Source organism: Alphaproteobacteria bacterium, assembly GCA_019635875.1.
Classification (GTDB): domain Bacteria; phylum Pseudomonadota; class Alphaproteobacteria; order Reyranellales; family Reyranellaceae; genus JAFAZJ01.
The window spans coordinates 1-26,082 of sequence record JAHBYP010000006.1 but is presented as its reverse complement, the minus strand read 5'-3'; the positions used below and the strand labels follow the sequence as shown (position 1 = coordinate 26,082).

Below are 26,082 nucleotides of genomic sequence, written 5' to 3'. Positions count from 1 at the left end.
CCTTCGCGTCGTTCAGGATGACAAGGAACGGATGATCAGCCATGCGCCGAGCAGCAGCAGGCCGGCGAAGAAGCAGCGGCGGAAGGTCGTCGGGCTGAGGCGGTCGCGCACGACCTGGCCGAGCCACATGCCGAGCAGCGCGACGCCGAGCGCCAGCAGCGTCGGCACGGCCATGCCCGGCACGAACACGCCGGCGGCGGCGAGTGAGGCCGCGAGCGCAAGGGTCGAGACGGTGAACGACAGGCCGAGCGCCTGCACCAGCTCGTCCCTTTCCAGGCCGATGCCCTGCAGGTAGGGCACGGCGGGAATGACGAAGACGCCCGTCGCGGCGGTGATCGCGCCGGTGATGGCGCCGATGATCGGCGCGAGGGCCGGCTCGAGCGCCGCGCGCACGCTGAAGCGCAACGCGGTGAGACCGGCGATGGCGTAGAGCATCAGCGCCGCGCCCAGCCCGATCGTGGCGTAGCGCGCCGACAGCCCCGTCATCAGGCCGGCGCCGGCCCAGGTGCCGAGGCAGACGCCCAGCATCATCGGCCACAGGCGGCGCGTGATCGCAGCCAGCCGCGCGCCGGCCAGCATCTGGCAGACATTGGTGACCAGCGACGGGAGCGCCAGCACGGCAGCCGCTTCGGCCGGGCTCATCAGCAGCGCCAGCAGGCCCATGCCGATGGTCGGCAGGCCCAGGCCGATCACGCCCTTCACCATTCCGGCGGGCAGGAAGATCGCGGCGATCCAGATCAGCGTGAAGTCCATCGCCGCCGGACCTTGATCCGGCCGCCGGTCGCCGACAATCTGGAAGCTACGGATTTTGCCTTCGGAGATGCCGAATGCGCTTCGACCTCGCCGATCTGCGCCTGTTCCTGCACGTCGCCGATGCCGGCAGCCTGACGCACGGCGCCCAGCGCGCCGGCCTGGCGCTGGCCTCGGCCAGCGAACGCCTGAAGGCGATGGAGGAGTCCCTGGGCGTGCCGTTGCTGCGGCGCGAGCGGCGCGGCGCGCTGCCCACGGCGGCGGGGCTGGCGCTGCTCGACCACGCGCGGCTGATGCTGGCGCAGTTCGAGCGCATGAAGGGCGATCTCGGCGCCCATGCGCGCGGGCTGAAGGGCCGCATCCGCGTGCTGTCGAACACCGCGGCGATCTCTGAGCACCTGCCGCGGAGCCTGGCCGCCTTCCTCGCCGCCCATCCCGCGCTCGACATCGAGCTGGAGGAGCGCGAAAGCCCGGACATCGTCGAGGCCATCGCCGGCGGCCTGGCCGATATCGGCATCGTCGCCGATCCGCCCGAGGCGCCAGGCCTGGAGATCCACCCCTTCCGCGAGGACCGGCTGGTGCTGGTGGTGCCCGCCCGGCATCCCCTCGCCGGCCGGCGGCAGGTCTGGTTCGCCGACGCGCTCGAGCACGACCTCGTCGGCCTGAGCCACGGCAGCGCGCTGCAGGCCCACCTCGCCCGCCACGCCGCCCGTCTGGGCAAGCGCATGCGGCTCAGGGTGCGCCTGACCGGCTTCGACGCCCAATGCCGCCTCGTCGAGCACGGCGCCGGGCTGGCGATCGTGCCGGAAACCGCCGCCGCGCGCTGCCGGCGCTCGATGGCTATCAAGACGGTCCGGCTGCGCGACGAATGGGCGGTGCGCCAGCTCAGGATCTGCGTGCGCCGCCCCGCCGCCCTGCCGGTTCACGCCCGCCGGCTGCTCGAGCACCTGAGGCCTTTCTAGGGAGCGGCGGCAGCGGCTCCGGTGGCGACACGGGATCGTCGAATTCTGGAAAGGTGCCATACACCGGCAGCAATGTCAGAAGACCTGGTTTGCCCAGTGGTTCCGGCTTGGCCATCCCATCCCCTGCAAATGTCGGGGATGCATACCGCCATGTGACCGTCGCGCACCGCAAATAATTTGTCGGATAACCCGCGATTCACGGCCCGACCGGCCGCGATCCGGCTTTACCCGCGCCCGCCCTATCCCTATATAACCGGTGGAATTTCTTACATTTCTGGTGGGTGGTGCCGTGCGGACGCGGGCGCCGTCCGGGACCGGAACCGCAGAGGATCCGTCATGGCTACGCCCCTGATGCCCAAGGCCACCGCCGTCTGGCTGGTCGACAACACGACACTTTCGTTCACCCAGATCTCGGAGTTCTGCGGCCTGCACGACCTCGAAGTCCAGGCGATTGCCGACGGCGAGGTGGCGATCGGCATGGTCGGTCGCGACCCGATCGCCAACGGCGAGCTGACCAAGGAGGAGATCGCGCGCTGCGAGGCCGACCCCGCCGCCCATCTTCGCCTGCAGGTGCATAACAGGCCGCAGCCGGTGACCCGCGCCGGCGGCCCGCGCTACACGCCCGTGGCCAAGCGCCAGGACCGGCCCGACGCCATTGCCTGGCTGCTGAAGAACCATCCCGAGCTGCAGGATTCGCAGATCGCCAAGCTGATCGGCTCGACCAAGAGCACCATCCAGGCGATCCGCGACCGCACGCACTGGAACAGCGCCAACATCAAGCAGCGCGATCCGATCACGCTCGGTCTGTGCAGCCTGCGCGACCTGAACGCGGCGGTCGAGAAGGCGCGCCAGAAGGCGGCGCGCGAAGCATCGGCAAAGAAGCGCGCCCAGGCGCTGGCCGGCCAGGACAGCTCCACCGTGCCGACCGCCGAGTTGGAGCCGCTCGAATCCGCGCCGCAGGATCCGCTTGACGAAGCCGACGAGGTCGATCCGGCGCAGGCCGATCAGCCCGACCTCGCCGACGCCGAGCAGCCTGACATCGACGCGACGCCCGACGTCGCGAACGACGATCAGCCAGATACCGACGAGCAGCCGCGCTGAGCCCCGCTTCAGGGGGTGGAAGGACACGCACAAAGGGCCTCGCGGCGCGCGTCGCGAGGCCCTTGGCTTTTGCGCCGGTCGGCTAGCGCCAGGCCGGCCGACCCATGTTGACCTGATCCGGCGTGGTCAGCGCGCCGACCGCGGCGCCGCCCACGGCGCCGATCGCCATGCCCGCCACCGGCGCGCCCAGCAGCGCGCCACCGACCAGGCCGGTGCCGGCGCCGATGGCGCCACCGCTCAGCGCGCGATCGCCGGGGGTGTTGCCGCAGGCGCCCAGCGCCAGGACGGACATGGTCAGACCGGCTGCAAGAATGAGCTTACGCATGGAACCCTCCTGGCCTCGGAATCTCGTGTGAGCCAAACGCTGCAGGCCGGCCGGGGATGCGGCGCCCGACGGGTAATCTCGGAAATGCCCTACTCATGGCAGAGGCCGGTCCGCTTCGCGGAAATGTGATCCACCGGCCGCCGCGTTGACACGGAACCGAAACCAAGCGCAGCATTCCCGGGTCAGGTCGCCCCGACGTCGGCGCAGCGGGTCTCTTCCGCGTTCGCGACGCGCCGGTTTCCACCACGACGTAGCGTGGCGTCATCGACGCGCACGGACGCGGGGCTGATAGCGGGCCTTGTGCAGGGCCCTCCCGCCCGGTTCCGACCGGGAAGACACGGGTGAGCATCCCGCTCACCTCGCGCTGGGAGGGCTTTAACATGGCGGCAACCACGACATCAGACACCGGCAGAGAACGCGCGGGCGGCGGCGCGCAGCGCGTCGTCGCCCTGGTGGGTCCCTATCTCTCCGGCAAGACGACCCTGCTGGAGAACCTGCTCTTCGCCACCGGCGCCATCGCGCGCAAGGGCTCGACGCGCGACGGCACGTCGATCGGCGACAGCAGCCCGGAGGCGCGCAAGCGCAGCATGGGCACCGAGATCAACAGCGTCACCTTCGAGTACGCCGGCGACACCTGGACCGTCCTCGACTGTCCCGGCTCGATCGAGTTCCGCCAGGACGCACTGGCCGCGCTTTCCGTGTGCGACGCCGCCGTCGTGGTGTGCGAGCCGCAGCCCGAGCGCGCCGTCGCGCTGGCGCCGATCTTCAAGGCGCTCGAGGACCGGCAGATCCCGCACATCCTGTTCGTCAACAAGATGGACGCCGCGCAGATCCGCGTGCGCGACCTGCTCGCCGCGCTGCAGAGCGTCTCGCCACGCAAGCTGGTGCTGCGCCAGGTGCCGATCCGCCGGGCCATTCCCGGCGGTGGCGAGGAGACGGTGGGTTACGTCGATCTCGTAAGCGAGCGCGCTTATCGCTACAAGTCGAGCGCCGCGTCGGACCTGATCGAGATGCCGGCCGAGGTGCTGCCGCGCGAGGCCGAGGCGCGGCGCGAGATGCTCGAAGCGCTGGCCGAGTACGACGACACGCTGCTCGAGCAGCTGATCGAGGACGTGGCGCCGGAGAAGTCGCTGGTCTATCGCGACCTGCACGACGAGTTTGGCGCAGCCCTGATCGCACCGGTGCTGCTGGGTGCCGGCGAGCGCGAGCACGGTGTGCGCCGCCTGCTGAAGGCGTTGCGCCACGACACGCCCTTCGCGCCCGCCACCGCCAAGCGCCGCGGCATGGAGCTCAACGGCGGCACGGTGGCGGAGTGCTTCAAGGCGCTGCACCAGGGCCATGCCGGCAAGCTCTCGCTCTGCCGCGTCTGGTCGGGCACGCTCTCCGACGGCCAGACGATCGGCGGTCACCGCGTCGGCGGCCTGTTCAGGCCGGCCGGGCAGAAATACGAGAAGATCGCCCAGGCCCAGGTCGGCGACGTCGTCGCCATCGCCAAAATCGACGCGCTGTCGGCTGGCCAGGTGCTGTCCAATGCCGGCATCGCCGAGTCGGCCGACCGCCCGGTGCCGGAGCCGGCGGTCTACGCCTTCGCGGTCAAGGCCAAGAACCGCAACGACGAGGTCAAGCTCTCGGCGGCACTGCACAAGCTCACCGACGAGGACCCCTCGCTGTCGATCGAGCATCGCGCCGCGACGGCGGAGTACGTGCTGCTGGGCCAGGGCGAGATGCACCTGAAGGTGGCGCTCGACAAGCTCGCGGGGCGCTACAACCTGCCGCTCGACACCGCGCCGCCCGCGGTCGCCTACAAGGAGACCATCCGCAAGGGCACGCAGCAGCACGCGCGCTACAAGCGCCAGACCGGCGGCCACGGCCAGTTCGCCGACATCAAGGTCGAGATCCACGCCTTGCCGCGCGGCTCGGGCTTCCAGTTCATCGACAAGGTGGTGGGCGGCGCGGTGCCGCGCAACTTCATCCCCGCGGTCGAGGAAGGCGTCATCGACGCGATCAAGCACGGACCGATGGGTCATCAGGTCGTCGACATGTCGGTGACGCTCTACGACGGCGGCTTCCACGCCGTCGACAGCTCGGAAATGTCGTTCAAGACCGCGGCGCGCATGGCGATGCAGGAAGGCCTGCCGAAATGCGACCCGGTGCTGCTCGAGCCGATCCTCAAGGTCACCATCGCCGCGCCCAACGAAGCCACCGCGCGCATGCAGCGCATCCTCTCGGGAAGGCGCGGGCAGATCCTGGGCTTCGACGCGCGCGACGGCTGGACCGGCTGGGACGAGGTCACCGCCCTGGTGCCCGAGGCCGAGATGGACGGGCTGATCATCGACATCCGCTCGCAGACCCAGGGCGTCGGCACGTACAGGGCCGAGTTCGACCATCTGCAGGAAGTCAGCGGCCGCTCGGCCGACAAGGCGATCGAGCAGGCCAAGGCGCGCGCCGGCGCGCGCGGTTGACATCGGCTCACGACCTCGCGAGGCGCGCCCGCCCGGGCTGGCGCGCCTTCGCCTTGTCGGGGAGTATCGCGCCGCTTCATCCCCGGCTGAAGGAGTTCGCGCATGTTCACTCGTCGACTGCTCGTGAAGGGCGGTCTTGTGTTGGCCACCTTGCCGGCGCTCGCAAGGACAACCGGCGCCCAGGCGTCGAAGCTGGAATTCGCCTTCGTCGGCCACGAGCTTTGAGGCGGCTGCAAGATCTGGCGTGCCCAGTCTGAACCCGGCTTCAAGCAATCGGCGGCGTTCAAGAAGCTCACCTATCACGTCGTCCATCCTGCCAACGGCTCGCTGCTCCTCAAGGAGGAGAGCTGGCCGGCCGAGGCGCGCTGGCTGCTCACCGAGTTCCTGATGAGCGACGAAGGCGCCCAGCGCGGCAATGTCACGCCGCGCTTCATTCTCGCTCAGGACCAGAAGATCGTCTTCACCGCCACCGGCAATGCCGGCTGGCGGGACAAGATGTGGCCGAAGATCCTCGAGATCACTGGCACGGCGGCGTGAGTCTGACGTCTTGGGGCCGCGCCGCTCCAGCGGCGCTCATCGTGGAAGAGTGCCGCTGGAGCGGCGCGGCCCCAAGAGTTAAGATACCCCCATGGCCGCCCGCTTCTTCCATCGCCAGCTCGCGATCTACGCCGCCTACCATCGCGACTCGCGCAACCGGGCGACGCACTTCATCGGCATCCCCGCGATCGTGTTCTCGCTGCTGATCGCGCTGGCGCTGTGGCGGCTGCGCATCGGCGGCGTCGCGGTGTCGGGCGCCCTGCTCGTGGGCGCGGCCGCGCTGCTGGGATGGATCGCGCTGGATGTCGGCGTCGGGCTGGCGATGGTGCTGATCGTCGTGCCGATGTGGCTGCTCGCCGAATGGCTGGCGCGTGCCACCGGCGCCAGCGTCGTCTGGATCGTGTTCGCCGTCTTGTTCGTCGGCGGCTGGGTCTTCCAGTTCGTCGGTCACGCCTATGAGGGCCGCCGCCCGGCGCTGGTGGACAATCTCTTCCAGGCCTTCATCGGGCCGATGTTCCTGGTCGCCGAGACCTTCATCGCGCTGGGCCTGCGCACCGACCTGCGCCGCGCCGTGGAGGGTCCGCACGTCGCCGAGCGGGCCGCGGTCACGCCGAAATGAGCCGTCGTGGCTGGAGGCCGCCGCCCGCCGGCCGGTAGAGTACGTGTAGCGAACCGAGGGCCAGGACGGAGCCGTTTCATGCTGATCAAGCGCAGACGCGGATGGGAGCTGCCGGAGAGCGCCACCACGCCGGAATCGGTCTATCTCAACCGCCGCGCGCTGCTTGCCGGCATGGGCATGGCCGGCATTGGGCTGGCCCTGCCGTCGGCCGTCCACGCCCAGCAGGGCGCCCCGCGCAACGCGCGCTACACGCTCGACCGGCCGATCACCCCGGAGAAGCTGGCGACGACCTACAACAATTTCTACGAGTTCGGCGACAGCAAGAACATCTGGCAGACTGCGCAGAGCCGGCTGAAGGCGCGGCCGTGGACGGTGAAGATCGAGGGTATGGTCGAGAAGCCGATCGAGATCGGCATCGACGATCTGATCGCCAGGATGCCGATCGAGGAACGGCTCTATCGCCATCGCTGCGTCGAGACCTGGTCGATGAACGTGCCCTATACCGGCTTCGCGCTCTCGGCGCTCATCGACCTCGCCAAGCCACTGTCAGGCGCGAAGTACCTGGTGATGCAGACGCTGGCCGATCCGCGCATGTTCCCGGGACAGCGCGAGTTCTACTACCCCTGGCCCTACACCGAGGGGCTGAGCATGGCCGAGGCGCGCCACGAGCTGTCGTTCATCGCCACCGGCCTTTACGGCAAGCCGCTGCCGGCGCAGAACGGCGCGCCCTTGCGCCTGGCGACGCCGTGGAAGTACGGCTTCAAGCACGTCAAGTCGATCAACCGCTTCGAGCTCAGCGACAAGCGGCCGGTGTCGTTCTGGGAAAAGCTGGGGCCGGACGAATACGGCTTCTGGGCCAACGTCAATCCCAACGTGGCGCATCCGCGCTGGAGCCAGGCGACCGAGAAGCCGCTGGGCAGCGAGGAGCGCATCCCGACCCTGATGTACAACGGCTACGCCGAGTTCGTGACGGCGCTCTATACCGACATGAAGAACGAGAATCTCTACAAGTAGTCTTCCCTTCCCCTGGAGGGGGAAGGTGGCGCGCGCAGCGCGACGGAAGGGGGATGTCGAAGACGAACATAGGAGTCCGTCTTCGGCATCCCCCTTCCGCCCTTCGGGCACCTTCCCCCTCCGGGGGAAGGAAACAGCCATGCCTGCACGACAAGACCCGTATCTTGTTTCGTTCCGCCGGTCCGGTATGTATCCGGCCCGGCAGAACAGCAGGAGTAGTCATGAGCCGTCTTTCCCGTCGCCACGCGCTGGCGCTTGGCACCGCCGCGCTGGCGGCCCCATCGGTCGTGCGCTCGCAGGGCACCTATCCCGCCAAGACCATCCGCATCGTCGTGCCCTTCGCCGCCGGCAGCGCCACCGACCTGACGGCGCGCGGCCTGGGCGCCAAGCTGCAGGAGCTCACGAGCCAGTCGGTGATCATCGAGAACAAGCCGGGCGCCGGCGGCCAGCTCGGCGCGCAGACGGTGGCGGCCGCGCCGGCCGATGGCTACACGCTGCTGATGGGCACCAACTCGACCAACGCCGCCAACGTCTCGCTGTACAAGAAGCTGATCTACGACCCCGCCAAGGATTTCGCGCCGATCGCCCGCGTGGTGATGGGCGTCAACGTGCTGGTGGTGAACCCCGACGTGCCGGCGAAGACCACCGCCGAACTGATAGCCTACGCCAAGGCCAATCCGGGCAAGCTGAACTACGCCGAGGCCAGCTCCTCGCAGCGGCTCTCGGCCGAGCAGTTCAACCAGCTCGCCGGGGTGAAGATCGAGCGCGTGCCCTACAAGTCGAGCCCCGAGGCGGTGCGCGACGTGATCGCCGGCCAGGTGCAGGTGATGTTCCCCGACCTGCCGCAGGGACTGACCCAGATCCGCGCCGACAAGCTGCGCGGCCTGGGCGTCACCGGCGCCAAGCGCACCAAGATCGCGCCCGACCTGCCGGCGATCGCCGAGACCGTGCCGGGCTACGAGCTGACCTACTGGCTGGCCGTCTTCGCGCCCGCCGCGACGCCGGCGCCGATCCAGAAGGCGCTGCACGATCTCGTCGTCGAAGCGATGAAGGACGAGAAGACCGGCCAGACCATGACCCAGGGCCGCATGGAAGTCTCGGTGCTGGGCCTGCAGCAGTTCGACGCCTTCGTGAAGGCCGAGACCGCCAAGTGGGCGAAGATGATCAAGGACGCCGGCATCCAGCCGGAGTGATGTCCTTGGGAGCGCTCGCGTCCCGCCGGCTCATCTCCTGGGGCCGGCGGGACGCGAGCGCTGCCGTCTCAGCGCTCGCCGCGTTCGTACTCGTCGTGCAGCCTCAGCCAGCTCATGGTGCCGTTCTCGTTGCGGCCCTTGGGCGTCAGGTCGAGCCACGCGAAGGCGCCCATCAGCACTTCGTCGCCGCGATGGTAGGTCGAGTAGGTGTGGAACACCTCGCCTCGCTCGTTCTTCGCGAAGATACTGGTGCCGTGCATATCCTCGCTGCCCTTGATCGTCGTCACGCCGTAGTTGTACTGCGCGCGGCCGGCCTCGATGTCCTCGCGCCTGAACGAGACGCCGAAGTCGAAGTTGAAATCGCCGCCGAATGAGCTGACCCACGGGAACGTCCAGCCCATGCGCCGCCTGACCTCCTCGATGCGCGCAAGCGGCGCGCGCGAGATCGCGGCGAAGGCGAGATCGGCGTGCTCGAAATGCTGCCGGGCGGCGTCGATGTGATCGGCGATGAAGCTGCAGCCCTTGCACTGGTGGTCGGAGCCGGGCGTCAGCATGAAGTGGTAGACCGCGAGCTGGCTGCGGTCGCGGAACAGGTCGGCCAGCGCACGCTTGCCTTCGGGCCCGTCGAATACATAGGGCTTGTCGATCTTCACCCAGGGCAGCGCGCGGCGCTGGGCGCGTAGCGCGTCGAGCTCGTGCGTCATGGCACGCTCGCGCGCCAGCAGCGCCTTGCGCGCCTCGAGCCATTCGTCACGGGTGGCGATGGTATGCGTGGTCATGGTCGTGTCTCCTCTCGGCGGTGGTTCGAGATCAGCTTCAGCCAGGGCGCCAGGTGGAAGGCGCCCATCAGCCCGTACATCGCGGCCATGCCGGTCAGCGACGATGCGGAGCCACAGAGCATGTCCGGCGCGCCGGACACCGCCGTGAGCAGCGCCATGCCGGCGAAGGTCGGCGCGGCCGCGAGCGACAGCCAATCGGCGGCGCTACGGACAGCGACTTCCTGAACCTGATTGCCCATGATGGCCTCCTGTCGGGTGCGACAGATCTAGGTCCTGACGGCGATCGGGTGGGAGTTACATCAGTGACGGGATTCCGATGGACTCGCTGATCACTGCTGCGGCGCGGGCGCTTGCCATGGGCGACGCGCTGGGCGCGCTCAAGCGGGTCGCGCTGCGCGACGATGCGCCGGCCCTGGCGCTGCGCGGCATCGCCATGGCGCAGCTCGGCGATCTCGCCCGCGCCAAGGCCCTGCTGAAGCGCGCGGCGCGTGCCTTCGGGACGAGGGAGTCCGTGGCCCGCGCGCGCTGCATCGTCGCCGAGGCCGAGATCGCGCTGGCTTCGCGCGAGCTGAGCTGGCCGACCAGGACGCTCGCGGCGGCACGCACGACGCTCGAGGCCCAGGGCGACCGCGTCAACGCCGCGCACGCCAGCACGCTGCAGATCCGTCGCCTGCTGCTGATCGGCCGACTCGAGGAAGCCGAGCGGGCCCTCGACGGATTCGATTCCACGAGCCTGCCGCCGGCCCTGCGGGCCGCCCACGAGCTGGCGGTCGCCGGCATCGCCATCCGCCACCTGCGCACCGGGGCGGCGCGCAGCGCGCTCGAGCGCGCGCGCGAGGCGGCGCGCGCGGCCGGCGTGCCGGCGCTGGCGGCGGAGGTCGAGAACGCCGCGCGCACGCTCGACCTGCCGGCGGCGCGCCTGATCACGCGCAGCGAGGAGCGGCCGCTGATGCTGCACGAGGTCGAGGCGCTGCTGGCGTCGGGCAACCTCGTGGTCGACGCCTGCCGCAACGTCGTGCGCGTATCAGGCACGGTGGTCTCGCTGGCGAGCCGCCCGGTGCTGTTCGCGCTCGTCCGCGCGCTGGCCGAGGCCTGGCCCGGCGACGCGTCGCGCGCCCAGCTGCTGCTGCGGGCGTTCCGGGCAAGGCACGCCGACGAATCGCATCGCGCGCGCCTGCGGGTCGAGATCGGCCGCCTGCGCAAGGCACTGAAGCCGATGGCCGGGATCAGCGCGACGCCCGGGGGATTCGCGCTGGCGTCGCTGCGCGCCCGCGAGATCGTCGTGCTGGCGCCGCTCGTGGACGAGAAGCACGCGGCGGTACTGGCCTTCCTCGCCGATGGCGAGTCGTGGTCGAGCTCGGCGCTGGCGATCGCGCTCGATGCCAGCCCGCGCACCGTGCAGCGTGCGCTCGAGGAATTGGCGGCGTCGGGCAAGGCGCAATCCTTCGGCCGCGGCCGCGCACGCCGCTGGATGTGCCCGCCGGTGCTCGGATTCCCGACCGTCTTGTTACTCCCCGGTCCGCTCCCGGGCGGCTAGATGACGATCGTCATCCCGAGCGACGCGAGGGATCCAGGCTGGCAACGAGTTCCCTCGCTGCGCTCGGGATGACAGGTGAAGATGCGCCAGGAGGTCCACATGAAACGCTCAGCCGCTGAAGTCGTCCGCGAGTACGCCTTTGCCGATGTCGAGAATATCGGCGGCGTCACCTTCGATGGTCAGCGCGTCTGGTTCGCCGCCGGCAACGGGCTGAAGGCCTTCGATCCCGCGAGCGGCAAGATCGAGCGCACGATCGACGTCGCGGCGCACGCCGGCACGGCGTTCGACGGCAAGCACCTGTTCCAGATCGCCGAGGATCGCATCTACAAGATCGATCCCGCGACCGGCAAGATCGTGCACACCATCCCGTCGCCGGGCGCCGGCGGCGACTCGGGCATGGCCTGGGCCGAGGGCACGCTGTGGGTCGGCCAGCATCGCGGCCGCAAGATCCACCAGATCGATCCCGAGACCGGCGCGATCCTGCGCACCATCGAGTCCAACCGCTTCGTCACCGGTGTAACCTGGACCGACGGCGAGCTCTGGCACGCCACCTGGGAGAACGACGAGAGTGAGCTGCGCCGCATCGATCCCGCGAGCGGCGAGGTGCTGGAGCAGCTCGACATGCCCAAGGGCGCCAACATCTCGGGGCTCGAGTCGGATGGCCTCGAATGGTTCTATTGCGGCGGCGGTACCACTGGCACGGTGCGGGCCGTGCGCCGGCCGCGGCGCGGTTGAGCTCTCGCAGGTGCATGCGCGGCGGACTGGCCACGCGCCCGCCAATCCGCTAAAACCCGCGCCATGACATGGACGGTGCGTCAGGTCGGACGAGGTCGATAGGCCGCTCCCGCGGGAGCGGTCCCATCGTCACGCCTGTTTCACGCACTCTGCCTTGTGCCCGAGAGGGGGCATCCATGTCCTTTGCGCTTTACGACGATCTTGCCGGCCTGCGCTTCTGGCGCCAGTCCGAGCTTCACCTGCGCCGCCGCATGCGCGACCAGATTCTCGACTGCGTGCGCGATACCCTGCTCGATATCAATCAGATGTGGGCGATCGAGGAGGTCGAGACGCCGCCGATGATGCCGCTGGCGCGCATGTCGTCGGCCTACGACCGCACCGACGTCTTCGTGCTCGCCGATCCGCCGGGCGGCGAGCGGCCCTTCGCGCTGCGCGCCGAGACCACTGACGGCAGCTATGCGATCGCCGAGCGCATCCTGCGCGCCACCAGGCTGCGGCCGCCGCTCTGCGTCTGGCAGATGGGCACCTCGCACCGGCGCGAGACGCGCGACGGCGCCACCGCGGCGAAGCTCAGGCTCAACGCCTTCACCCAGCTTGAGCTGCAGCTGATCCACGCCGAGGACACCAGGGCGGAGATCGCCCGGCCGCTGCGCGAAGCGCTGGTGCCGGTTGTGGCACGGATGACGGGACTGTCGACGCGGCTGGTGCCGTCCGATCGCTTGCCGGCCTACGCCAGCGAGACGGTCGACATCGAATGCCGCCAGCCCGACGGCGAGTGGCGCGAGGTCGCAAGCACGTCGCGCCGCACCGACTTCCCGCCGGTGCCGGGCTTCAAGCCGTGCAGGGTGATCGAGCTCGCCTTCGGCATGGACCGCCTGGTGGCGCTGGCCAATGGCGGCCTGTGAGGTGGCATAGCCGCCATGCGGCATGCCGGCTGAGGCCGGCCCCTCGACGAGGGCTTCGGCGCTGCTATCCTCGCGGCCAAGCAACAAGGGCCCGAGGGAGCAGCGTCCGAAATGCAGCGCCTGATCATCGAGAAGAGCGGACCGGTCACCACCATCTGGATGAACCGTCCCGAGAAGAAGAACGCGCTCGACAGCGTCATGCTCGACGAGCTGCGCACGGTGCTCTCGGCGCCGGTGGCGCCCGAGGATCGCGTGCTGGTGATCCGCGGCAAAGGCGACGTGTTCTGCGCCGGCCTCGACATGAGCGAGCGGCGCGAGACGATCGGCTCGGGCAGCGCCAGCGGCATCGAGACCATGCTGCGCGCCATCGAGCTCACGCCGCTGCCGGTGGTCGCCGTGGTGCACGGCGACGCCATCGCCGGCGGCAACGAGCTGGCATTGCATTGCGATCTGGTGGTCGCCTCGAGCAGGGCGCGCTTCGGCATGTCGCTGGCCCAGGTCGGCCTGGCGCCGAATTGGTTCCTCGCCAAGAAGCTGATGGAGGTGCTGGGCCCGGTGACGACGCGCGAGATGCTGCTGCTGGGCGATCCGCTGCCGGCGCCCAAGCTGCATGCGCTGGGCCTGATCGCGCGCTGCGTCGGACCGGACGAGCTCGAAGGCGAAGCGGGCAAGATCATCGATCGCCTCGCCAACAATGCGCCCTTGTCGCTGAAGGCGATGAAGGCGCTGACCGTGCGTCAGCTGCAGCTGCGCGACAGCATCCCGCACGACGATATCGATGCGCTGGTGCAGGCGGCGATGAAGAGCCAGGACGCGCAGGAAGGCATGAAGGCGCGGCTGGAGAAGCGCAAGGCTTCGTTCAAGGGGCGCTGACCATGGAGCTGCGTCCCAGCAAGCCATTCCTCGACTTGACTGAGGCGGCGATCAGGAAGCTGCCCGGCCAGCTCGGCGTGTTCCAGATCGCCGACGCAGAGGGCACGATCGTGAAGATCGGCTTCGCCGGCGGTCGCGCGCCCTTCGGCCTGCGCAGCGAGCTGTTGAAGGAGCTTGAGGCGCTGGGCCCCGGCCATCGCTTCCGCGTCGAGATCAACATGCAGTACACGACGCGCTATCAGGAACTGCTGATGCTGCATCAGGCGGATTTCGGCGGCCTGCCGCGCGAGAACGCCAAGGACCCGCCGCCACGGCTTGGCCGCCTGAGCCCTCGATGAGCATGACAATCAACCCTGTCATTCCGAGCGCAGCGAGGAATCCAGATCCCTCGCTGCGCTCGGGATGACAGCATAAACGGACACACACCATGGATTTCGAACCGTCATCCGAACAGCAGATGCTGATCGACATGGTGCGCCGCTTCGTGCGCACCGAGATCATCCCGCTGGAGGCCAAGCTCGATCCCGACGCCTCGGAGCTGGCGCCCGAGGACCACGCGCGGCTGGTGCAGAAGACCAAGGCGATGGGGCTGTACGGCATCGACATCCCGGTCGAGTTCGGCGGCCCCGACATCGACATCGTCACCCGCACGCTTCTGGCGATCGAGATGTCGCAGCATCGCGCCGGCCTCTACGTGCCCTGCTACGGCACCTTCGGCGGCGCCGGTCTGGCGCAGATATTCGAGGCCAACGACGACCAGAAGGAGCGCTACCTCTATCCCACCCTGCGCGGCGAGAAGAAGCCGTTCTTCGGCCTGACCGAGCCGTCGGGCGGCAGCGACCCGGCGCGCGCGATCAAGACCAGGGCCGAACGCAGAGACCAGGGCTGGGTGATCAACGGCTCCAAGATCTTCATATCGGGGGCCGACCGGGCGCAGTACGGCATCGTCTTCGCCCGCACCGATGCCTCCAAGGGCCGCGGCGGCATCACCTGCTTCATCGTCGATGCTGACACGCCGGGCTTCCACGTGCGCCGCGTCGTGCACACCCTGCGCTCCTCGAGCTACGCCACCGAGCTGGAGTTCAAGGATTGCTGGGTGTCGGATGCGCAGGTGCTGGGCCAGGTCAATGGCGGCTTCGCCGTCGCCAATGACCGCCTGACACGCCAGCGCATCCCCTACGCCGCCGCCTGCATCGGCGTCGCCATCGCCGCGCACGAGATGGCGGTCGAATGGTCGAAGATGCGCGAGACCTTCGGCTCGCGCCTGTCGGACCGCCAGGCCATCCAGTGGATGCTGGTCGACAACGAGATCGACATCCGCACGGCACGCTACTTCACCCTGGAAGCCGCCGAGCGTGCCCGCCGCGGCATTCCGTTCCGCACCGAGGCGGCCTTGTGCAAGCTGATCGCCTCGGAGAGCGGCGGCCGCGTCGTCGACCGCTCGATGCAGATCCATGGCGGCATGGGCATGACCAAGGACCTGCCGCTGGAGCGCTGGTACCGCGAGATGCGCATCCGCCGCATCGGCGAAGGCCCCAGCGAGGTCCAGCGCATGCTGGTCGCGCGCGAGATTCTCGGCGCGAGCGTGCGATAACGGCTGTCATCCCGAGCGCAGCGAGGGATCTCGGAATGCCTGGATCCCTCGCTGCGCTCGGGATGACAAACATCACGGAGTCCTCATGATCCCCGGCGTGCTCAACGGCGTGAAGGTAATCGAGTTCGGCCAGAACCTCGCCGGTCCCTATTGCGGCCAGATCCTCGCCTTCATGGGCGCCGAGGTGATCAAGGTCGAAAAGCCCGAGGGCGACGACGCGCGCAAGTGGGGGCCGCCCTTCATCGCCGGCGAGGGCGTGAACTTCGTCGGCCTCAACCGCGGCAAGAAGTCGATCACCGTCGACCTCAACGATCAGGCGCAGAAGCAGAGGCTGATCGACCTGATCGGCTCGGCCGACGCCTTCGTGCACAACCTGCGCGCCGGCGTGACCGAGAAGTTCGGCATCGACGGCAAGACGATGACCGCGAAGTTCCCCGGCCTGGTCTACGCCGATCTCAGCGCCTTCGGCCACACCGGCCCATGGAAGCTGCGCCCGGGATACGAACCGCTGATCCAGGCCGAGGCGGGACTGGTCAGCGTCAACGGCGATCCGTCGGGACCGGCCTCGCGCATCGGCGTGTCGATCATCGATCTCAGCACCGGCATGTGGACGGCGATCGGCATCCTCGGTGCGCTCTTGCAGAAGGCGCGCACCGGCAAGGGCGCGATCGTCAGCACCTCGCTGTTCGAGAGCGGGCTGATGTGGGTGTCGACGCATGTCGCCTCGTTCTCGACCACCGGCAACGTGCCGCCGCGCCAGAGCACCGGCCACATCACGCTCACCCCCTACCAGGCGTTCGAGACCAGCAACGGCCTCTTGATGGTGACGCCCGGCAACGACCGGCTATGGGCGAAGTTCGCCGAGACCCTGGGCAAGGCCGAATGGGTCAGCGATCCGCGCTTCCTCACCAACAAGGAGCGCTCGGCGCATCGCCAGATGCTGCTCGACATGATCGGCGAGATCATGAAGCGCGACACCAAGGAGAGCTGGGCGGCGAAGCTGCAGGCCGTCGGCGTACCGTGCGGGCCGATCAACGCCATCCCCGAGGTCGTGGCGCTGGAGCACACAAGGGCGCTGGGCATGTACCTGCAGCCCTACAGCGAGCTGCCCTCGCTGCTGCACGCGCTGCCGGTGTCGTTCGACGGCCAGCGCGCCGGCTTCCCTGCGCAGGTGCCGAAGATCGGCGAGCACGACGACGACATTTGAAGTCCTTCTCCCCGCGAAGGCGGGGAGAAGGAAATCAGCCGAGCTTCCTGATCGCCGCCGCGAGCGAGCGGGCGCCATCGGCGTAATCCGCCCACGGCCTGGCCGATTTCAGCAGCCTGGGCGCGGTGCGGATCGTGTAGCGCTTCGGATCGAGGCCGCCGCGCACCTGCGTCCAGTTCAGCGGCATCGACACCGTGGCACCGTCACGCGCGCGCGGCGACAGCGGCGCCACCGCGGTCGATGTGCGGTCGTTGCGCAGATAGTCGAGGAAGATGCGGCCCTTGCGCTGCTTCTTCGCCATGTTCAGCACGTAGCGCTCGGGCTCGTCCTCGGCCAGACGGCGGCAGACCTCGCGCGCGAAGCCCTTGGCGACGTCCCAGTCGAGGCCGCTGCTGTCGGAGAGCGGCGTGACGACGTGCAGCCCCTTGCCGCCGGTGGTCTTGCAGAAGCTGACCAGGCCCAGCGCCTCAAGGCGTTCCCGCAATGCGTTGGCGGCGTCGACGATGGCCTTGAAGTCGACGTCGGGGCCGGGATCGAGATCGAACACCAGCCGGCCGGGCATCTCCGGATCGCCCGGCCGGCAGTTCCAAGGGTGCAGCTCGGTGGCGCCCATCTGCGCCACGGCGGCCAGCCCTTCGACACGGTCGATCTGCAGGTAGGGCTTCTTGTCGCCGGCGACCTTCGTCAGCGTCAGCAGGTGCGAGGTGCCGGGCGCGCCGTGGCGCTGGAAGAAGGTCTGGACATGGATGCCATCGGGCGTGCGCACGAGAGAGCAGGGCCTTCCCCTGATGTGCCCGATCATCCACGCGCCGACAGCCTCCAGGTACTGCGCCAGTTCGAGCTTGCTGACCGGCGGATCCTCGTCCGGCCACAGCTGCTTGTCGGGATGGGAGATCGACACGCCCATCACCATGGCGCGCCCGGATGCGGTCGCCGCCTCGGGCTTCGGCCGGGCCATCCTTGTCGTCGCGGCCTTCGCGGGCTTCTCCGCCATGACCTCCCGGGCCGGCTTGTCCTCGCGCAGCCCCTTGAAGGCAGCCTGCCGCACGTTGCCGGCGCCGGTCCACCCCGCGAACTCGATCTCCGCCACCAGCGCCGGCCGGGCCCAGTGCATGTCGGCCTCGCGCGGCGGGCTGGCGTCGACATCGAACGGGCTGCGCTCGCTCTCCACCGCTTCGAGCTTGCGCAGCAGCGATCGCCGGGTCGCTGCGTTGAAGCCGGTGCCGACGCGCCCGACATAGACCAGCTTGCCCCGGCCGCGATGCACGCCCGCGAGCAGCGCGCGCAGGTCGCCCTGCTCGCTGGTCCAACCGCCGATCACCACCTCGTGCCCGGTGCGGCACTTCGCCTTGGTCCAGGCGCTGCCGCGACCGGTCTGATAGGGCGCATCGATGCGCTTGGACACGATGCCCTCGAAATGCATGCTGCAGGCCGAGCGCAGCACGGCGTCGCCCGCCGTCTCCAGGTGATCGACGTAACGGATGGTGCGTTTGGGCACCTTGGCCGCACTCAACAGCTCGCGCAGCCTGTCCTTGCGGTCGACCAGCGGCAGCTTGCGCAGGTCCTCGCCTTCGGCGAACAGCAGATCGAAGGCGAAGAACACGAGCTGCTTCGACGTGCCTTCCGACAGCGCCACCTGCAGCGCGGAGAAATCCGGCGCGCCGTCATGATCCAGCGCGCAGACCTCGCCGTCGATCATGCAGTCGGGCAGGCCCGAGGCGGCCTCGCCGATCGCGTCGAATCTTTCGGTCCAGTCCAGGCCCTTGCGCGTGCGCAGGACCGCCTCGCCGTCCTCGACGCGCAGCTGAACGCGATAGCCGTCGAACTTCACCTCGTGCGCCCAGCCCGGCCCGGACGGCGCGCGGTCGACCAGCTTGCAGAGCTGCGGCGCCACGAAACGGGGCATCGCCGAGACCTTGCGTGGCCTCGCCGCCCGCTTCGGCTGTGCGGCCGACATGCCGCCGTTCGACTGATTGGCGTGCCACACCGCGCCGGCCGTTGCCCTGCGCCTGGTCATGAAGGGCGTCGGCCGCTTGCCCGTGCCGGCGGCGATCTGCTTCAGGGTGCGGCCGGAGGCGACTGAGTCGTCGTAGCGCTTCAGCCATCGCTCGGAGTCGCCCTCGCGCGCCGCCATGTCGCGATGCTTGATCAGCAGCCAGTTGCTGCGCTTGCCGCCCGCGCGATCGCGCTTCATGCGCACCAGGACCCAGCCGCCGCTCATCCGTTCGCCGTCGAGGGTGAATTTGAGGTCGCCCTTCTTCAGCCCGGCATGCGGATCGCCCTCGGGCAGCCAGTAACCGCGATCCCACAGCTGCACCGTGCCGCCGCCGTACTCCCCCTTGGGGATCGTGCCCTCGAAGTCGCCGTAGTCGAGCGGATGGTCTTCGGTCTCGACCGCCAGGCGCTTGTCCCCGGGATCGCGCGAGGGCCCGCGCGTCACCGCCCAGGACTTGAAGACGCCGTCGAGCTCGAGCCGGAAATCGTAGTGCAGTCGGGTGGCGTCGTGGCGCTGCACGACGAAGCGCAGGCCGCTCGCCGGCCGCGTCGCGCCACCGCGCGGCTCGGGCGTCCTGGCGAAATCGCGCTTCGCCCGATACGTCGCGAGTTTCCTGGAGGGTTTGCCGGAGGCCACGCCACCAAACGCCAGCCTGGCGGCGCTGGTTCCGGTCGTCGCGGCGGCGCACCAGGCTCCTCATCGTCGCGTGGCGGTCGCCGCCATGCGGCCGACAGGGCACAAAGCCACGATGGCGTTCCAGATCAGTCCGTGATAGAGTGAGCGCTCATTTCTATAGGAGATACGTTCGATGGCCGGCCTCAACATCAGCCCCGCGGGGCTGGGTGACCTGGCGCGCCGCAAGGCGTACCAGGCCAAGGAAGCCGGCGCCGACGGATTGGACCTCGTGCTGATGGAGCAGTCGGGCGTCGATGCGCGCGACATCATGAATCTGCGCAAGTTCACGGCGGCGCAGAACCTGCTGGTCATCTTCCGCTGCCCCAAGGCCTGGGCGCGCGCCTTCCACGGCACCCTGCCGGCGAAGACCTTCGCCACCAAGGCCAAGACCAACGAGACCGGCACCGTGCGCAGCGGGACCGGACACCTCATGGTCTCGGACTACGACATGATGAGCGTCTGGCGCTTCAACGGTACGGGCTTCTCGAAGATCTACATATCGGCGATGGAGCCCGGCGCGCCGCGCGGCCGCTGGTCGCCGGAGGCGCGCGATCTGGTGAAGGCGATGAACGCTTTCCTGGTTTCCAAGCTGCAGCACGGTTGCCAGGACGACTTCCTGTCGGCGGAGAAAAACCCCGGCGTGAAGATGGCCGACCACTTCCTCGCCATCCGCATGGGCGACGGCATCTACCTGCGCGATCCGATCTACTGCGAGAACTTCTACCGCGCCCATGCGCTGTACTGGCCGTACCTGTCGAACGGCAAGCACAACGGCCGGGGCCTGGGTTGAGCGTGACCGGCTTGTCCCTTCGCTATCAGGGGACAAGCCACAACCATCGCGGCAGTCGGCGACGGCACCTGCAGGCAAAAAAAATCGGCCCGCGCGTGAGCGCGGGCCGAAAGTCAAACAGGGAGGCTTCACGTCTGGGAGACGTAGGATCCGAAGATCCCTGCCCGAAGCGAGGCTCCAGGCCCATGTCCGGAAGGCACTACCAACTCAACGCCGCAACACCCTTTGGACATGGTCAGAACATAGGCGATCCGGCTGGTTTACGTATGGGGAAATTGGTCAAGCCAGCCATGCGGGGTCCGCAGTACTTTAGACAAAAGTCGTAGCTCGGGACCCCTGATCTGACGCGAACAATCGCGACAAGTCCTATTGCCGCATCTCGGCGACCTTGCGCAGCAGGAAGTCACGGAACACCGCGATGCGCTTTGAGTGCCGCAGCTCCTCCGGATACGTGAAGAAGACGTCGGTCGAACGCTTGTCGAGTTCGGGCAATACCGGCACCAGCTTGGTCGACTGGCGCGCCAGGTAGTCAGGCAGCGAGGCGATGCCCAGGCCGCTCTCGACAGCGCGGTAGATGCCGTAGGTATTGTTGACCCGCAGCACGACCCGGCGCGGATTCCCGTCAGGGTTGCCCCACTGCAGCAGCCAGTTCACGTCCTGCACCGGCGCGCGCGCATCCTCGCCGAAGATGATCAGGCGATGCTTGTCGAGATCCGCCGCCTTCTCCGGCTTGCCGTATTTCTGCACGTAGGATTCGGAGGCGTAGACGTGCGCCTGCACGGTCATCAGATGGCGCTGGATCAGGCCGGGCTGGCGCGGAGCCGTCAGGCGCAGGCCGACATCGGCCTCGCGCATGCCGAGGTCGAGCTCGTTGTCGCTCAGCACCAGCGACACGTCGATCTCGGGATAGGCCTCGATGAACTCGTGCATGTGGCCGGTAAGCCAGGTCGAGCCGAAACCGACCGCCGAGGTGATCTTCAGGCGCCCCGCGGGCTTGTCCTGGTTGGCGCGCAACAGGCCTTCGGCGGTGTTGACCTTGCCGGCCATCTCGCGCGCCGTGCGATAGAGCAGCTCACCCTGTTCGGTGAGGATCAGGCCGCGCGCATGACGATGGAACAGCATCACGCCGAGCTGCTCCTCGAGCGCGCCGATCTGGCGGCTGATCGCCGACTGGCTGAGCTTCAGCTGGTCGCCCGCATGCGTGAAGCTTCCCGCATCGGCCACCGCGTGGAAGATGCGCAGCTTGTCCCAGTCCATCACGGTCCCGTCTCCGTCCGCTCCCTGTGCGCTTCATTGAGGGCGCCGGTTCTTCCGGCGCCCCACTTACCCGTTTCCCTGGCCGATCATTCGGCCGCCTGTGCCGCCGGCATCTCGTGTGCCGCCAGGAATTTCTCCGCCTCCAGTGCCGCCATGCAGCCGGTGCCGGCCGCGGTCACGGCCTGGCGATAGATCTTGTCCTGCACGTCGCCGGCGGCGTAAACGCCCGCGACCTTGGTCGCCGTCGAGCCGGGCTGGGTCAGCAGGTAGCCGTCGCCGTCCATGTCGAGCTGGCCCTTGAACAACTCGGTGTTCGGCGTGTGGCCGATGGCGACGAAGACGCCGTCCGTCGGCAGGATCTTTGTGGCGCCGGACTTCACGTCGCGCACGCGCACGCCGGTGACCAGCGGATGCGGCTTGGTCTCGCCCAGAATCTCCTCGACCACGTGGTTCCACAGCGGCACGATCTTCGGATTCCGGAACAGCCGCTCCTGCATGATCTTCTCGGCGCGCAGCGAATCGCGGCGATGGATCAGCGTCACCTTGATGGCGTGGTTGGTAAGGTAGATCGCCTCCTCGACCGCGGTGTTGCCGCCGCCGACGATCACCACCTCCTTGCCTCGGAAGAAGAAGCCGTCACAGGTCGCGCAGGCCGAAACGCCGCCGCCGCGGAAGGTCAGCTCCGATTCGAGGCCGAGCCAGCGGGCCGAGGCGCCGGTGCAGATGATCAGCGTCTCGCCGACATAGGTGTCCCCGGAGTCGCCGGTGCAGACAAATGGACGGCGCGACAGATCGACCTTCACGATGGTGTCGAAGACCATCTGCGTGCCGACATGCTCGGCCTGCTTCTGCATCTGCTCCATCAGCCAGGGACCCTGGATGACTTCGGCGAAGCCGGGATAGTTCTCGACGTCGGTCGTGATGGTCATCTGACCGCCGGGCTGCATGCCCTGGACCAGCAGCGGCTTGAGGTTGGCGCGCGCCGCATAGACCGCCGCCGTATAGCCAGCCGGCCCCGACCCGAGGATGAGAACCTTGCTGTGATGGGTCGTGGACATTCTACGGCCCCTGCCTCCCATGCATAGGTTATTAGATGAGTGCAAAGCACGCGGCGTCAAGTGACGAGCGTATGCGCTGTCCAAGACCCACCTTCTAACCGCATGACTCCCTGATGACTACCGATCCGAGGCGCATTCGGGCGAGGAATCCTTGTGCAAAAGCGAGAAAAATACGAGTTCCGGAAAAAGGTGGTAATTTTATTGCCTATCCTGGGCCTTCTGCCCTAGAACCCCGGCCAACGGGAGACAGATAGCGATGCCCAACCGCGCCAAGCTCGACAAGATCGATCGTCATATCCTGTCGGACCTGCAGGCCGACGGGCGCATGACGAATGTCGACCTCGCCAAGCGCGCCGGCATCTCCGCACCGCCCTGCCTGCGCCGCGTACGGGCGCTCGAGAAGGCCGGTGTGATCCGCGGCTACCACGCCGATATCGCGCCGGAGGCATTGGGCTTCACCGTCACCGTCTTCGCCCTGGTCGGGCTCAACAGCCAGGCCGAGGCCGACCTCAAGGCCTTCGAGACCCTGATGGGCAGCTGGCCCAATGTGCGCGAGTGCCACATGCTCGCCGGCGAGGCCGACTTCCTGGTGAAGATCGTCGCCGAGGACTGGGACCACTATCAGCGATTCCTGACCACGCAGCTCACCTCGGCGCCCAATGTCAGCCACGTGAAGTCGTTGATGGTCTTCCGCACCGCCAAGTACCAGCCCGGCGTGCCGATCGCCGGCGAATAGAGGGCGCCGATGCTGGCCGCCATCAAGGCCTTCGGCCGGCGCAACCTCGCCTACCTGATCTTTACCGGCCTGGTCGTCCTGTTCGCGATCTGGCTGGAATCGACCAGCAAGGCGCACGGTCCCGATCGCGGCGGCGGCTACATGGCCGGCATGGCGATCTGGGCGCTGGCCTCGGGGGCTTCTGTCATCGTCAATGCAATCCTGCTGATCGTCGGCCTGGCCAACAAACGACCGGTGGTGAAGGAAGCGGTCGCGGTGTCGCTGCCCTTCCTCGTCGTCGCCCTGGTGCTCGGCCTCGAGCCCCTGTTCGTCTGATCAGCGTCCCTGGAACGCCGGCTTGCGCTTCTCCATGAAGGCGCGGCGGCCTTCCTTGTAGTCCTCGCTGGCAAAGCATCTGTCGACGGCGGCATCGATCGCCGCAAAGTCGCGCTTGTCCGGATCCTTCACCGTGGCGTTGATCGCCATCTTCGCCGCCTTCACGGTGAGCGGCGCGTTGGCCGCGATGATGCCGGCGTAGTCGGTGACGTACCTCTCCAGCTCGGCGACCGGCACGACGCGGTTCACCAGGCCCATCATCCGCGCCTCCTCGCAGGAGAACAGCCGGCCGGTGAAGAAGATCTCCTTGGCGAAGGACAGGCCCACGACATCCGACAGCCGCTTGATGCCGGGATAGGCGTAGCCCAGCCCGAGCTTGGCCGCGGGTACGCCGAATCGCGAATCGTCGGCGCAAATGCGCAGGTCGGTGGTCAGCGCCGTCGCCAGCCCGCCGCCGACGCAGAAGCCGCGGATCATCGACATGGTCGGCTTGGTGGCGCCGATCAGGGCTGCGTTCGCCTTGTCGCCGGCGGCATTGTAGACGGCGATGGCGTCGGGCGTGCCGCGCTTCTCCTCGAACTCCGAGATGTCGGCGCCCGATATGAACGCCTTGTCGCCCGCGCCGGTCAGCACGATCACGCGCACGGCCGGATCCGCCTCGAAATCGGCCATGATGCGCGGGATCGCCACCCACATGTCGTAGGACACGGCGTTGCGCTTCTCCGGCTGGTTGAACACCATCCAGCCGATGCCGTTTCCCTTGCGCGCGATCATCTTGGGCGTGCCGGTATCCATCTGTCGTCTCCTCACACCACCTTGCGGGCGCGCAGATCGGCGATCTTCGCGGCGTCGTAGCCGAGACCCTCGAGGATCTCGTCGGTATGCGCGCCCTGCTCCACCGTCGGACGGTCGACGACGCTGGGCGTGCGCGAAAGCGACATCGCCTGGTTCACCACGTGGACGTCGCCGCGCGTGGGATGCTTCAGCGGCGTCGCCATCTTCACGTGCTGCACCTGCGGGTCGGCGAACATCTCGCCGATGTCGTAGATCGGCCCGCACGGCACGCTCGCCTTGCTGAGCTTCTCGATCAGCTCCTCGCTGGTGAACTTGCTCGTATACGTCGCCAACTCGGCGTTGAGCTTGGCGCGGTTCTTCGAGCGCGCCTCGGCGTTGGCGTAGTCGGGATTGTCGAGCAACCCCTTGGCGTCCATGCATTCGCACAGCCGCTTCCAGATGTGCTGGCCGGCGGAGGCGATGTTGATGTTGCCGTCGCTGGTCGGGAACACGCCGGTCGGAATGCCGGTCGGGTGATCGTTGCCCGCCTGCTTGGGGACCTCCCCCGCCACCAGCCAGCGCGCCGCCTGGAAGTCGAGCATGGCGATCTGCGCCTGCAGGAGCGACGTCTGCACCCACTGCCCCTCGCCCGAGACCTCGCGCTCGAGCAGCGCGATCAGGATGCCCATGGCGGCGTAGTTGCCGGCCGACAGATCGGCGATCGGCACGCCGGCGCGCACCGGACCCTGACCCGGCAGGCCGGTGATCGACATCAACCCGCCCATGCCCTGCGCCACCTGGTCGAATCCCGGCAGCAGCGCCTTGGGCCCGTCCTGGCCGAAGCCGGAGATGCTGGCGTAGACCAGCCGCTTGTTGACCTTGCTCAGCGTCTCGTAGTCGATGCCCAGGCGATGTTTCACGTCGGGCCGGTAATTCTCGACCACGACGTCTGTCTCGGCGACCAGCTGCCTGAAAATCTCGACCGCCTCCGGCTCCTTGAGGTTGAGCGTGAGGCTGCGCTTGTTGCGGTGCAGGTTCCAGAAATCGGGGCCATGCCGCGGCCCACCCATGTCGCTGTCGGCGACGCCCGGCGGCATCTCGACCTTGATGACGTCGGCGCCCCAGTCCGCGAGATGGCGCACACAGGTCGGGCCGGCGCGCACGCGCGTCAGATCGAGCACCTTGAAGCGTGCAAGCGCACCGCGGCTCATGAGCGATCCCCTCCCGAAGCTGTCGGTCGGCCGGCAGCTTACGGGGGCGCGCGAAGCCCGCGCTACTTGAACTTCACCGTGACGACTTCGTAGGACTTTGTCCCGCTGGGCGTCTGGACCTCGACTGAATCGCCCACGCCCTTGCCGATCAGGGCCCGGCCCAGCGGCGCGGTGATCGAGATCTTGCCCTTCGACAGGTCGGCCTCGAAGGGGCCGACGATCTGGTAGCGGACCTCCTCGTCGGTGTCCTCGTCGGCCAGCTTCACCGTGGCGCCGAACTTGGCAGTCTTGCCCGAGAGCTTGCTGATGTCGATGACCTCGGCACGCGCGATCACGTCCTCGATCTCGCTGATGCGTCCCTCGATGAAGCCCTGGCGCTCACGGGCGGCCGAATACTCGGCATTTTCCGACAGGTCGCCGTGCGAACGCGCCTCCGAGATCGCCTTGATAATGCTCGGGCGTTCAGTGGATTTGAGGTTCTTGAGCTCCTCCTCGAGGGCCTTGAACCCGTTGGGCGTCATCGGGACCTTTTCCATCGCTTCCCTGCCAAAAAGAAACGGCCGGCTGCGGGAGCCGGCTGGGGAGATCATATAGCCATTTGGGGTCCCGGCCAACCCGCGACAAGGGGCCGCCGCTCCCGCTGCCCGCCTGCGGGAGGGTTGGGACGGTGGTCTAGT

General features: G+C 68.2%; 27 protein-coding genes. 17 read left to right on the top strand and 10 right to left on the bottom strand.

Annotated features, from left to right (window positions below; genetic code table 11):
• Positions 1–12: 12 nt before the first annotated feature.
• Entirely contained in the window at positions 13–753 is a 741-nt protein-coding gene (locus KF889_21010; protein MBX3501931.1) for a sulfite exporter TauE/SafE family protein, read from the bottom strand.
• Positions 754–827: 74 nt separating this feature from the next.
• On the opposite strand from KF889_21010, the gene KF889_21005 reads away from it, so the two are divergent.
• Positions 828–1,712, top strand: a complete 885-nt coding sequence (locus tag KF889_21005) for a LysR family transcriptional regulator (GenBank protein MBX3501930.1) — start codon at positions 828–830, stop codon at positions 1,710–1,712.
• Between the two features lie 336 nt (positions 1,713–2,048).
• The gene (locus KF889_21000; GenBank protein MBX3501929.1) at positions 2,049–2,813 is read left to right on the top strand and encodes a DUF1013 domain-containing protein; all 765 of its coding nucleotides are present in this window, start codon (positions 2,049–2,051) and stop codon (positions 2,811–2,813) included.
• 82 nt (positions 2,814–2,895) lie between these two features.
• On the opposite strand, the gene KF889_20995 is transcribed toward KF889_21000, so the two are convergent.
• Positions 2,896–3,138 (bottom strand): hypothetical protein, encoded by a 243-nt coding sequence (locus tag KF889_20995; protein MBX3501928.1) that lies wholly within the window; start codon positions 3,136–3,138, stop codon positions 2,896–2,898.
• A 380-nt stretch (positions 3,139–3,518) separates the two neighbouring features.
• Between KF889_20995 and KF889_20990 the strand changes: the two genes are divergently transcribed.
• From KF889_20990 to KF889_20970, 5 genes are all read left to right on the top strand, one after another.
• Complete coding sequence (locus KF889_20990; GenBank protein ID MBX3501927.1) at positions 3,519–5,600, top strand: elongation factor G; 2,082 nt, start codon at positions 3,519–3,521, stop codon at positions 5,598–5,600.
• A 387-nt stretch (positions 5,601–5,987) separates the two neighbouring features.
• Positions 5,988–6,137, top strand: coding sequence for a hypothetical protein (locus KF889_20985; protein ID MBX3501926.1), 150 nt, complete (start codon positions 5,988–5,990; stop codon positions 6,135–6,137).
• A gap of 91 nt (positions 6,138–6,228) precedes the next feature.
• A complete protein-coding gene (locus KF889_20980; protein ID MBX3501925.1) occupies positions 6,229–6,756 on the top strand; it encodes a DUF962 domain-containing protein in 528 nt (175 codons plus the stop codon).
• 78 nt (positions 6,757–6,834) lie between these two features.
• The gene (gene msrP / locus KF889_20975) at positions 6,835–7,770 is read left to right on the top strand and encodes a protein-methionine-sulfoxide reductase catalytic subunit MsrP (protein MBX3501924.1); all 936 of its coding nucleotides are present in this window, start codon (positions 6,835–6,837) and stop codon (positions 7,768–7,770) included.
• A gap of 221 nt (positions 7,771–7,991) precedes the next feature.
• Positions 7,992–8,963 (top strand): tripartite tricarboxylate transporter substrate binding protein, encoded by a 972-nt coding sequence (locus KF889_20970; GenBank protein ID MBX3501923.1) that lies wholly within the window; start codon positions 7,992–7,994, stop codon positions 8,961–8,963.
• A 68-nt stretch (positions 8,964–9,031) separates the two neighbouring features.
• On the opposite strand, the gene KF889_20965 is transcribed toward KF889_20970, so the two are convergent.
• Positions 9,032–9,742, bottom strand: coding sequence for a DUF899 domain-containing protein (locus tag KF889_20965; GenBank protein MBX3501922.1), 711 nt, complete (start codon positions 9,740–9,742; stop codon positions 9,032–9,034).
• Positions 9,739–9,981, bottom strand: a complete 243-nt coding sequence (locus KF889_20960; protein ID MBX3501921.1) for a hypothetical protein — start codon at positions 9,979–9,981, stop codon at positions 9,739–9,741. Before KF889_20960 ends, KF889_20965 begins: the two co-directional genes overlap by 4 nt.
• A 77-nt stretch (positions 9,982–10,058) precedes the next feature.
• Between KF889_20960 and KF889_20955 the strand changes: the two genes are divergently transcribed.
• The 7 genes from KF889_20955 to KF889_20925 all read left to right on the top strand — a co-directional run bounded on the left by KF889_20955 (position 10,059) and on the right by KF889_20925 (position 16,593).
• Positions 10,059–11,279: a helix-turn-helix domain-containing protein gene (locus tag KF889_20955; GenBank protein ID MBX3501920.1), complete on the top strand. Its 1,221-nt coding sequence runs from the start codon at positions 10,059–10,061 to the stop codon at positions 11,277–11,279.
• Positions 11,280–11,378: 99 nt separating this feature from the next.
• Entirely contained in the window at positions 11,379–12,014 is a 636-nt protein-coding gene (locus tag KF889_20950) for a PQQ-binding-like beta-propeller repeat protein (GenBank protein ID MBX3501919.1), read from the top strand.
• 176 nt (positions 12,015–12,190) lie between these two features.
• A complete protein-coding gene (locus KF889_20945; GenBank protein ID MBX3501918.1) occupies positions 12,191–12,919 on the top strand; it encodes a hypothetical protein in 729 nt (242 codons plus the stop codon).
• Positions 12,920–13,030: 111 nt separating this feature from the next.
• Positions 13,031–13,792: an enoyl-CoA hydratase/isomerase family protein gene (locus tag KF889_20940; GenBank protein MBX3501917.1), complete on the top strand. Its 762-nt coding sequence runs from the start codon at positions 13,031–13,033 to the stop codon at positions 13,790–13,792.
• 2 nt (positions 13,793–13,794) lie between these two features.
• Positions 13,795–14,130, top strand: coding sequence for a hypothetical protein (locus KF889_20935; GenBank protein ID MBX3501916.1), 336 nt, complete (start codon positions 13,795–13,797; stop codon positions 14,128–14,130).
• An 89-nt stretch (positions 14,131–14,219) separates the two neighbouring features.
• The gene (locus KF889_20930) at positions 14,220–15,386 is read left to right on the top strand and encodes an acyl-CoA dehydrogenase family protein (protein ID MBX3501915.1); all 1,167 of its coding nucleotides are present in this window, start codon (positions 14,220–14,222) and stop codon (positions 15,384–15,386) included.
• Positions 15,387–15,471: 85 nt separating this feature from the next.
• Positions 15,472–16,593, top strand: a complete 1,122-nt coding sequence (locus tag KF889_20925) for a CoA transferase (GenBank protein MBX3501914.1) — start codon at positions 15,472–15,474, stop codon at positions 16,591–16,593.
• Between the two features lie 34 nt (positions 16,594–16,627).
• Here KF889_20925 and ligD read toward each other — a convergent pair whose 3' ends face one another.
• Positions 16,628–19,225, bottom strand: coding sequence for a DNA ligase D (gene ligD, locus KF889_20920; protein ID MBX3501913.1), 2,598 nt, complete (start codon positions 19,223–19,225; stop codon positions 16,628–16,630).
• A 172-nt stretch (positions 19,226–19,397) separates the two neighbouring features.
• On the opposite strand from ligD, the gene KF889_20915 reads away from it, so the two are divergent.
• Complete coding sequence (locus KF889_20915) at positions 19,398–20,054, top strand: hypothetical protein (protein ID MBX3501912.1); 657 nt, start codon at positions 19,398–19,400, stop codon at positions 20,052–20,054.
• A 366-nt stretch (positions 20,055–20,420) separates the two neighbouring features.
• Here the strand turns inward: KF889_20915 and KF889_20910 are convergent, their stop codons facing one another.
• Both KF889_20910 and trxB read right to left on the bottom strand, forming a co-directional pair.
• A complete protein-coding gene (locus KF889_20910) occupies positions 20,421–21,311 on the bottom strand; it encodes a LysR family transcriptional regulator (GenBank protein MBX3501911.1) in 891 nt (296 codons plus the stop codon).
• A gap of 86 nt (positions 21,312–21,397) precedes the next feature.
• Positions 21,398–22,369 carry a thioredoxin-disulfide reductase gene (gene trxB / locus KF889_20905; protein MBX3501910.1) on the bottom strand — a complete coding sequence of 324 codons (972 nt, stop codon included), beginning with the start codon at positions 22,367–22,369 and terminating at the stop codon, positions 21,398–21,400.
• A gap of 256 nt (positions 22,370–22,625) precedes the next feature.
• On the opposite strand from trxB, the gene KF889_20900 reads away from it, so the two are divergent.
• Together KF889_20900 and KF889_20895 are read left to right on the top strand one after the other, a co-directional pair.
• Positions 22,626–23,105 carry an Lrp/AsnC family transcriptional regulator gene (locus tag KF889_20900; protein MBX3501909.1) on the top strand — a complete coding sequence of 160 codons (480 nt, stop codon included), beginning with the start codon at positions 22,626–22,628 and terminating at the stop codon, positions 23,103–23,105.
• Positions 23,106–23,114: 9 nt separating this feature from the next.
• Positions 23,115–23,420, top strand: a complete 306-nt coding sequence (locus tag KF889_20895) for a hypothetical protein (protein MBX3501908.1) — start codon at positions 23,115–23,117, stop codon at positions 23,418–23,420.
• Here KF889_20895 and KF889_20890 read toward each other — a convergent pair whose 3' ends face one another.
• The 3 genes from KF889_20890 to greA form a co-directional block, all read right to left on the bottom strand.
• On the bottom strand, positions 23,421–24,215 hold the full coding sequence (locus tag KF889_20890) for an enoyl-CoA hydratase/isomerase family protein (GenBank protein MBX3501907.1): 795 nt from the start codon (positions 24,213–24,215) through the stop codon (positions 23,421–23,423).
• An 11-nt stretch (positions 24,216–24,226) separates the two neighbouring features.
• Positions 24,227–25,405, bottom strand: coding sequence for a CoA transferase (locus KF889_20885; GenBank protein MBX3501906.1), 1,179 nt, complete (start codon positions 25,403–25,405; stop codon positions 24,227–24,229).
• A gap of 62 nt (positions 25,406–25,467) precedes the next feature.
• Positions 25,468–25,941, bottom strand: coding sequence for a transcription elongation factor GreA (greA, locus tag KF889_20880; protein ID MBX3501905.1), 474 nt, complete (start codon positions 25,939–25,941; stop codon positions 25,468–25,470).
• Positions 25,942–26,082 lie beyond the last annotated feature (141 nt).

What these genes read in the sequence shown, in the direction of transcription:
- trxB (MBX3501910.1), bottom strand. Translation starts at nt 22,369, where the DNA reads ATGTCCACGACCCATCACAGCAAGGTTCTCATCCTCGGGTCGGGGCCG.
- KF889_21010 (MBX3501931.1), bottom strand. Translation starts at nt 753, where the DNA reads ATGGACTTCACGCTGATCTGGATCGCCGCGATCTTCCTGCCCGCCGGA.
- KF889_20895 (MBX3501908.1), top strand. Translation starts at nt 23,115, where the DNA reads ATGCTGGCCGCCATCAAGGCCTTCGGCCGGCGCAACCTCGCCTACCTG.
- KF889_20885 (MBX3501906.1), bottom strand. Translation starts at nt 25,405, where the DNA reads ATGAGCCGCGGTGCGCTTGCACGCTTCAAGGTGCTCGATCTGACGCGC.
- KF889_20970 (MBX3501923.1), top strand. Translation starts at nt 7,992, where the DNA reads ATGAGCCGTCTTTCCCGTCGCCACGCGCTGGCGCTTGGCACCGCCGCG.
- KF889_20915 (MBX3501912.1), top strand. Translation starts at nt 19,398, where the DNA reads ATGGCCGGCCTCAACATCAGCCCCGCGGGGCTGGGTGACCTGGCGCGC.
- KF889_20930 (MBX3501915.1), top strand. Translation starts at nt 14,220, where the DNA reads ATGGATTTCGAACCGTCATCCGAACAGCAGATGCTGATCGACATGGTG.
- KF889_20910 (MBX3501911.1), bottom strand. Translation starts at nt 21,311, where the DNA reads ATGGACTGGGACAAGCTGCGCATCTTCCACGCGGTGGCCGATGCGGGA.
- KF889_20935 (MBX3501916.1), top strand. Translation starts at nt 13,795, where the DNA reads ATGGAGCTGCGTCCCAGCAAGCCATTCCTCGACTTGACTGAGGCGGCG.
- KF889_20960 (MBX3501921.1), bottom strand. Translation starts at nt 9,981, where the DNA reads ATGGGCAATCAGGTTCAGGAAGTCGCTGTCCGTAGCGCCGCCGATTGG.
- KF889_20985 (MBX3501926.1), top strand. Translation starts at nt 5,988, where the DNA reads ATGAGCGACGAAGGCGCCCAGCGCGGCAATGTCACGCCGCGCTTCATT.
- KF889_20995 (MBX3501928.1), bottom strand. Translation starts at nt 3,138, where the DNA reads ATGCGTAAGCTCATTCTTGCAGCCGGTCTGACCATGTCCGTCCTGGCG.
- KF889_20945 (MBX3501918.1), top strand. Translation starts at nt 12,191, where the DNA reads ATGTCCTTTGCGCTTTACGACGATCTTGCCGGCCTGCGCTTCTGGCGC.
- KF889_20925 (MBX3501914.1), top strand. Translation starts at nt 15,472, where the DNA reads ATGATCCCCGGCGTGCTCAACGGCGTGAAGGTAATCGAGTTCGGCCAG.
- msrP (MBX3501924.1), top strand. Translation starts at nt 6,835, where the DNA reads ATGCTGATCAAGCGCAGACGCGGATGGGAGCTGCCGGAGAGCGCCACC.
- KF889_20900 (MBX3501909.1), top strand. Translation starts at nt 22,626, where the DNA reads ATGCCCAACCGCGCCAAGCTCGACAAGATCGATCGTCATATCCTGTCG.
- greA (MBX3501905.1), bottom strand. Translation starts at nt 25,941, where the DNA reads ATGGAAAAGGTCCCGATGACGCCCAACGGGTTCAAGGCCCTCGAGGAG.
- KF889_20950 (MBX3501919.1), top strand. Translation starts at nt 11,379, where the DNA reads ATGAAACGCTCAGCCGCTGAAGTCGTCCGCGAGTACGCCTTTGCCGAT.
- KF889_20990 (MBX3501927.1), top strand. Translation starts at nt 3,519, where the DNA reads ATGGCGGCAACCACGACATCAGACACCGGCAGAGAACGCGCGGGCGGC.
- KF889_21000 (MBX3501929.1), top strand. Translation starts at nt 2,049, where the DNA reads ATGGCTACGCCCCTGATGCCCAAGGCCACCGCCGTCTGGCTGGTCGAC.
- KF889_20980 (MBX3501925.1), top strand. Translation starts at nt 6,229, where the DNA reads ATGGCCGCCCGCTTCTTCCATCGCCAGCTCGCGATCTACGCCGCCTAC.
- KF889_21005 (MBX3501930.1), top strand. Translation starts at nt 828, where the DNA reads ATGCGCTTCGACCTCGCCGATCTGCGCCTGTTCCTGCACGTCGCCGAT.
- KF889_20890 (MBX3501907.1), bottom strand. Translation starts at nt 24,215, where the DNA reads ATGGATACCGGCACGCCCAAGATGATCGCGCGCAAGGGAAACGGCATC.
- KF889_20955 (MBX3501920.1), top strand. Translation starts at nt 10,059, where the DNA reads ATGGACTCGCTGATCACTGCTGCGGCGCGGGCGCTTGCCATGGGCGAC.
- KF889_20965 (MBX3501922.1), bottom strand. Translation starts at nt 9,742, where the DNA reads ATGACCACGCATACCATCGCCACCCGTGACGAATGGCTCGAGGCGCGC.
- KF889_20940 (MBX3501917.1), top strand. Translation starts at nt 13,031, where the DNA reads ATGCAGCGCCTGATCATCGAGAAGAGCGGACCGGTCACCACCATCTGG.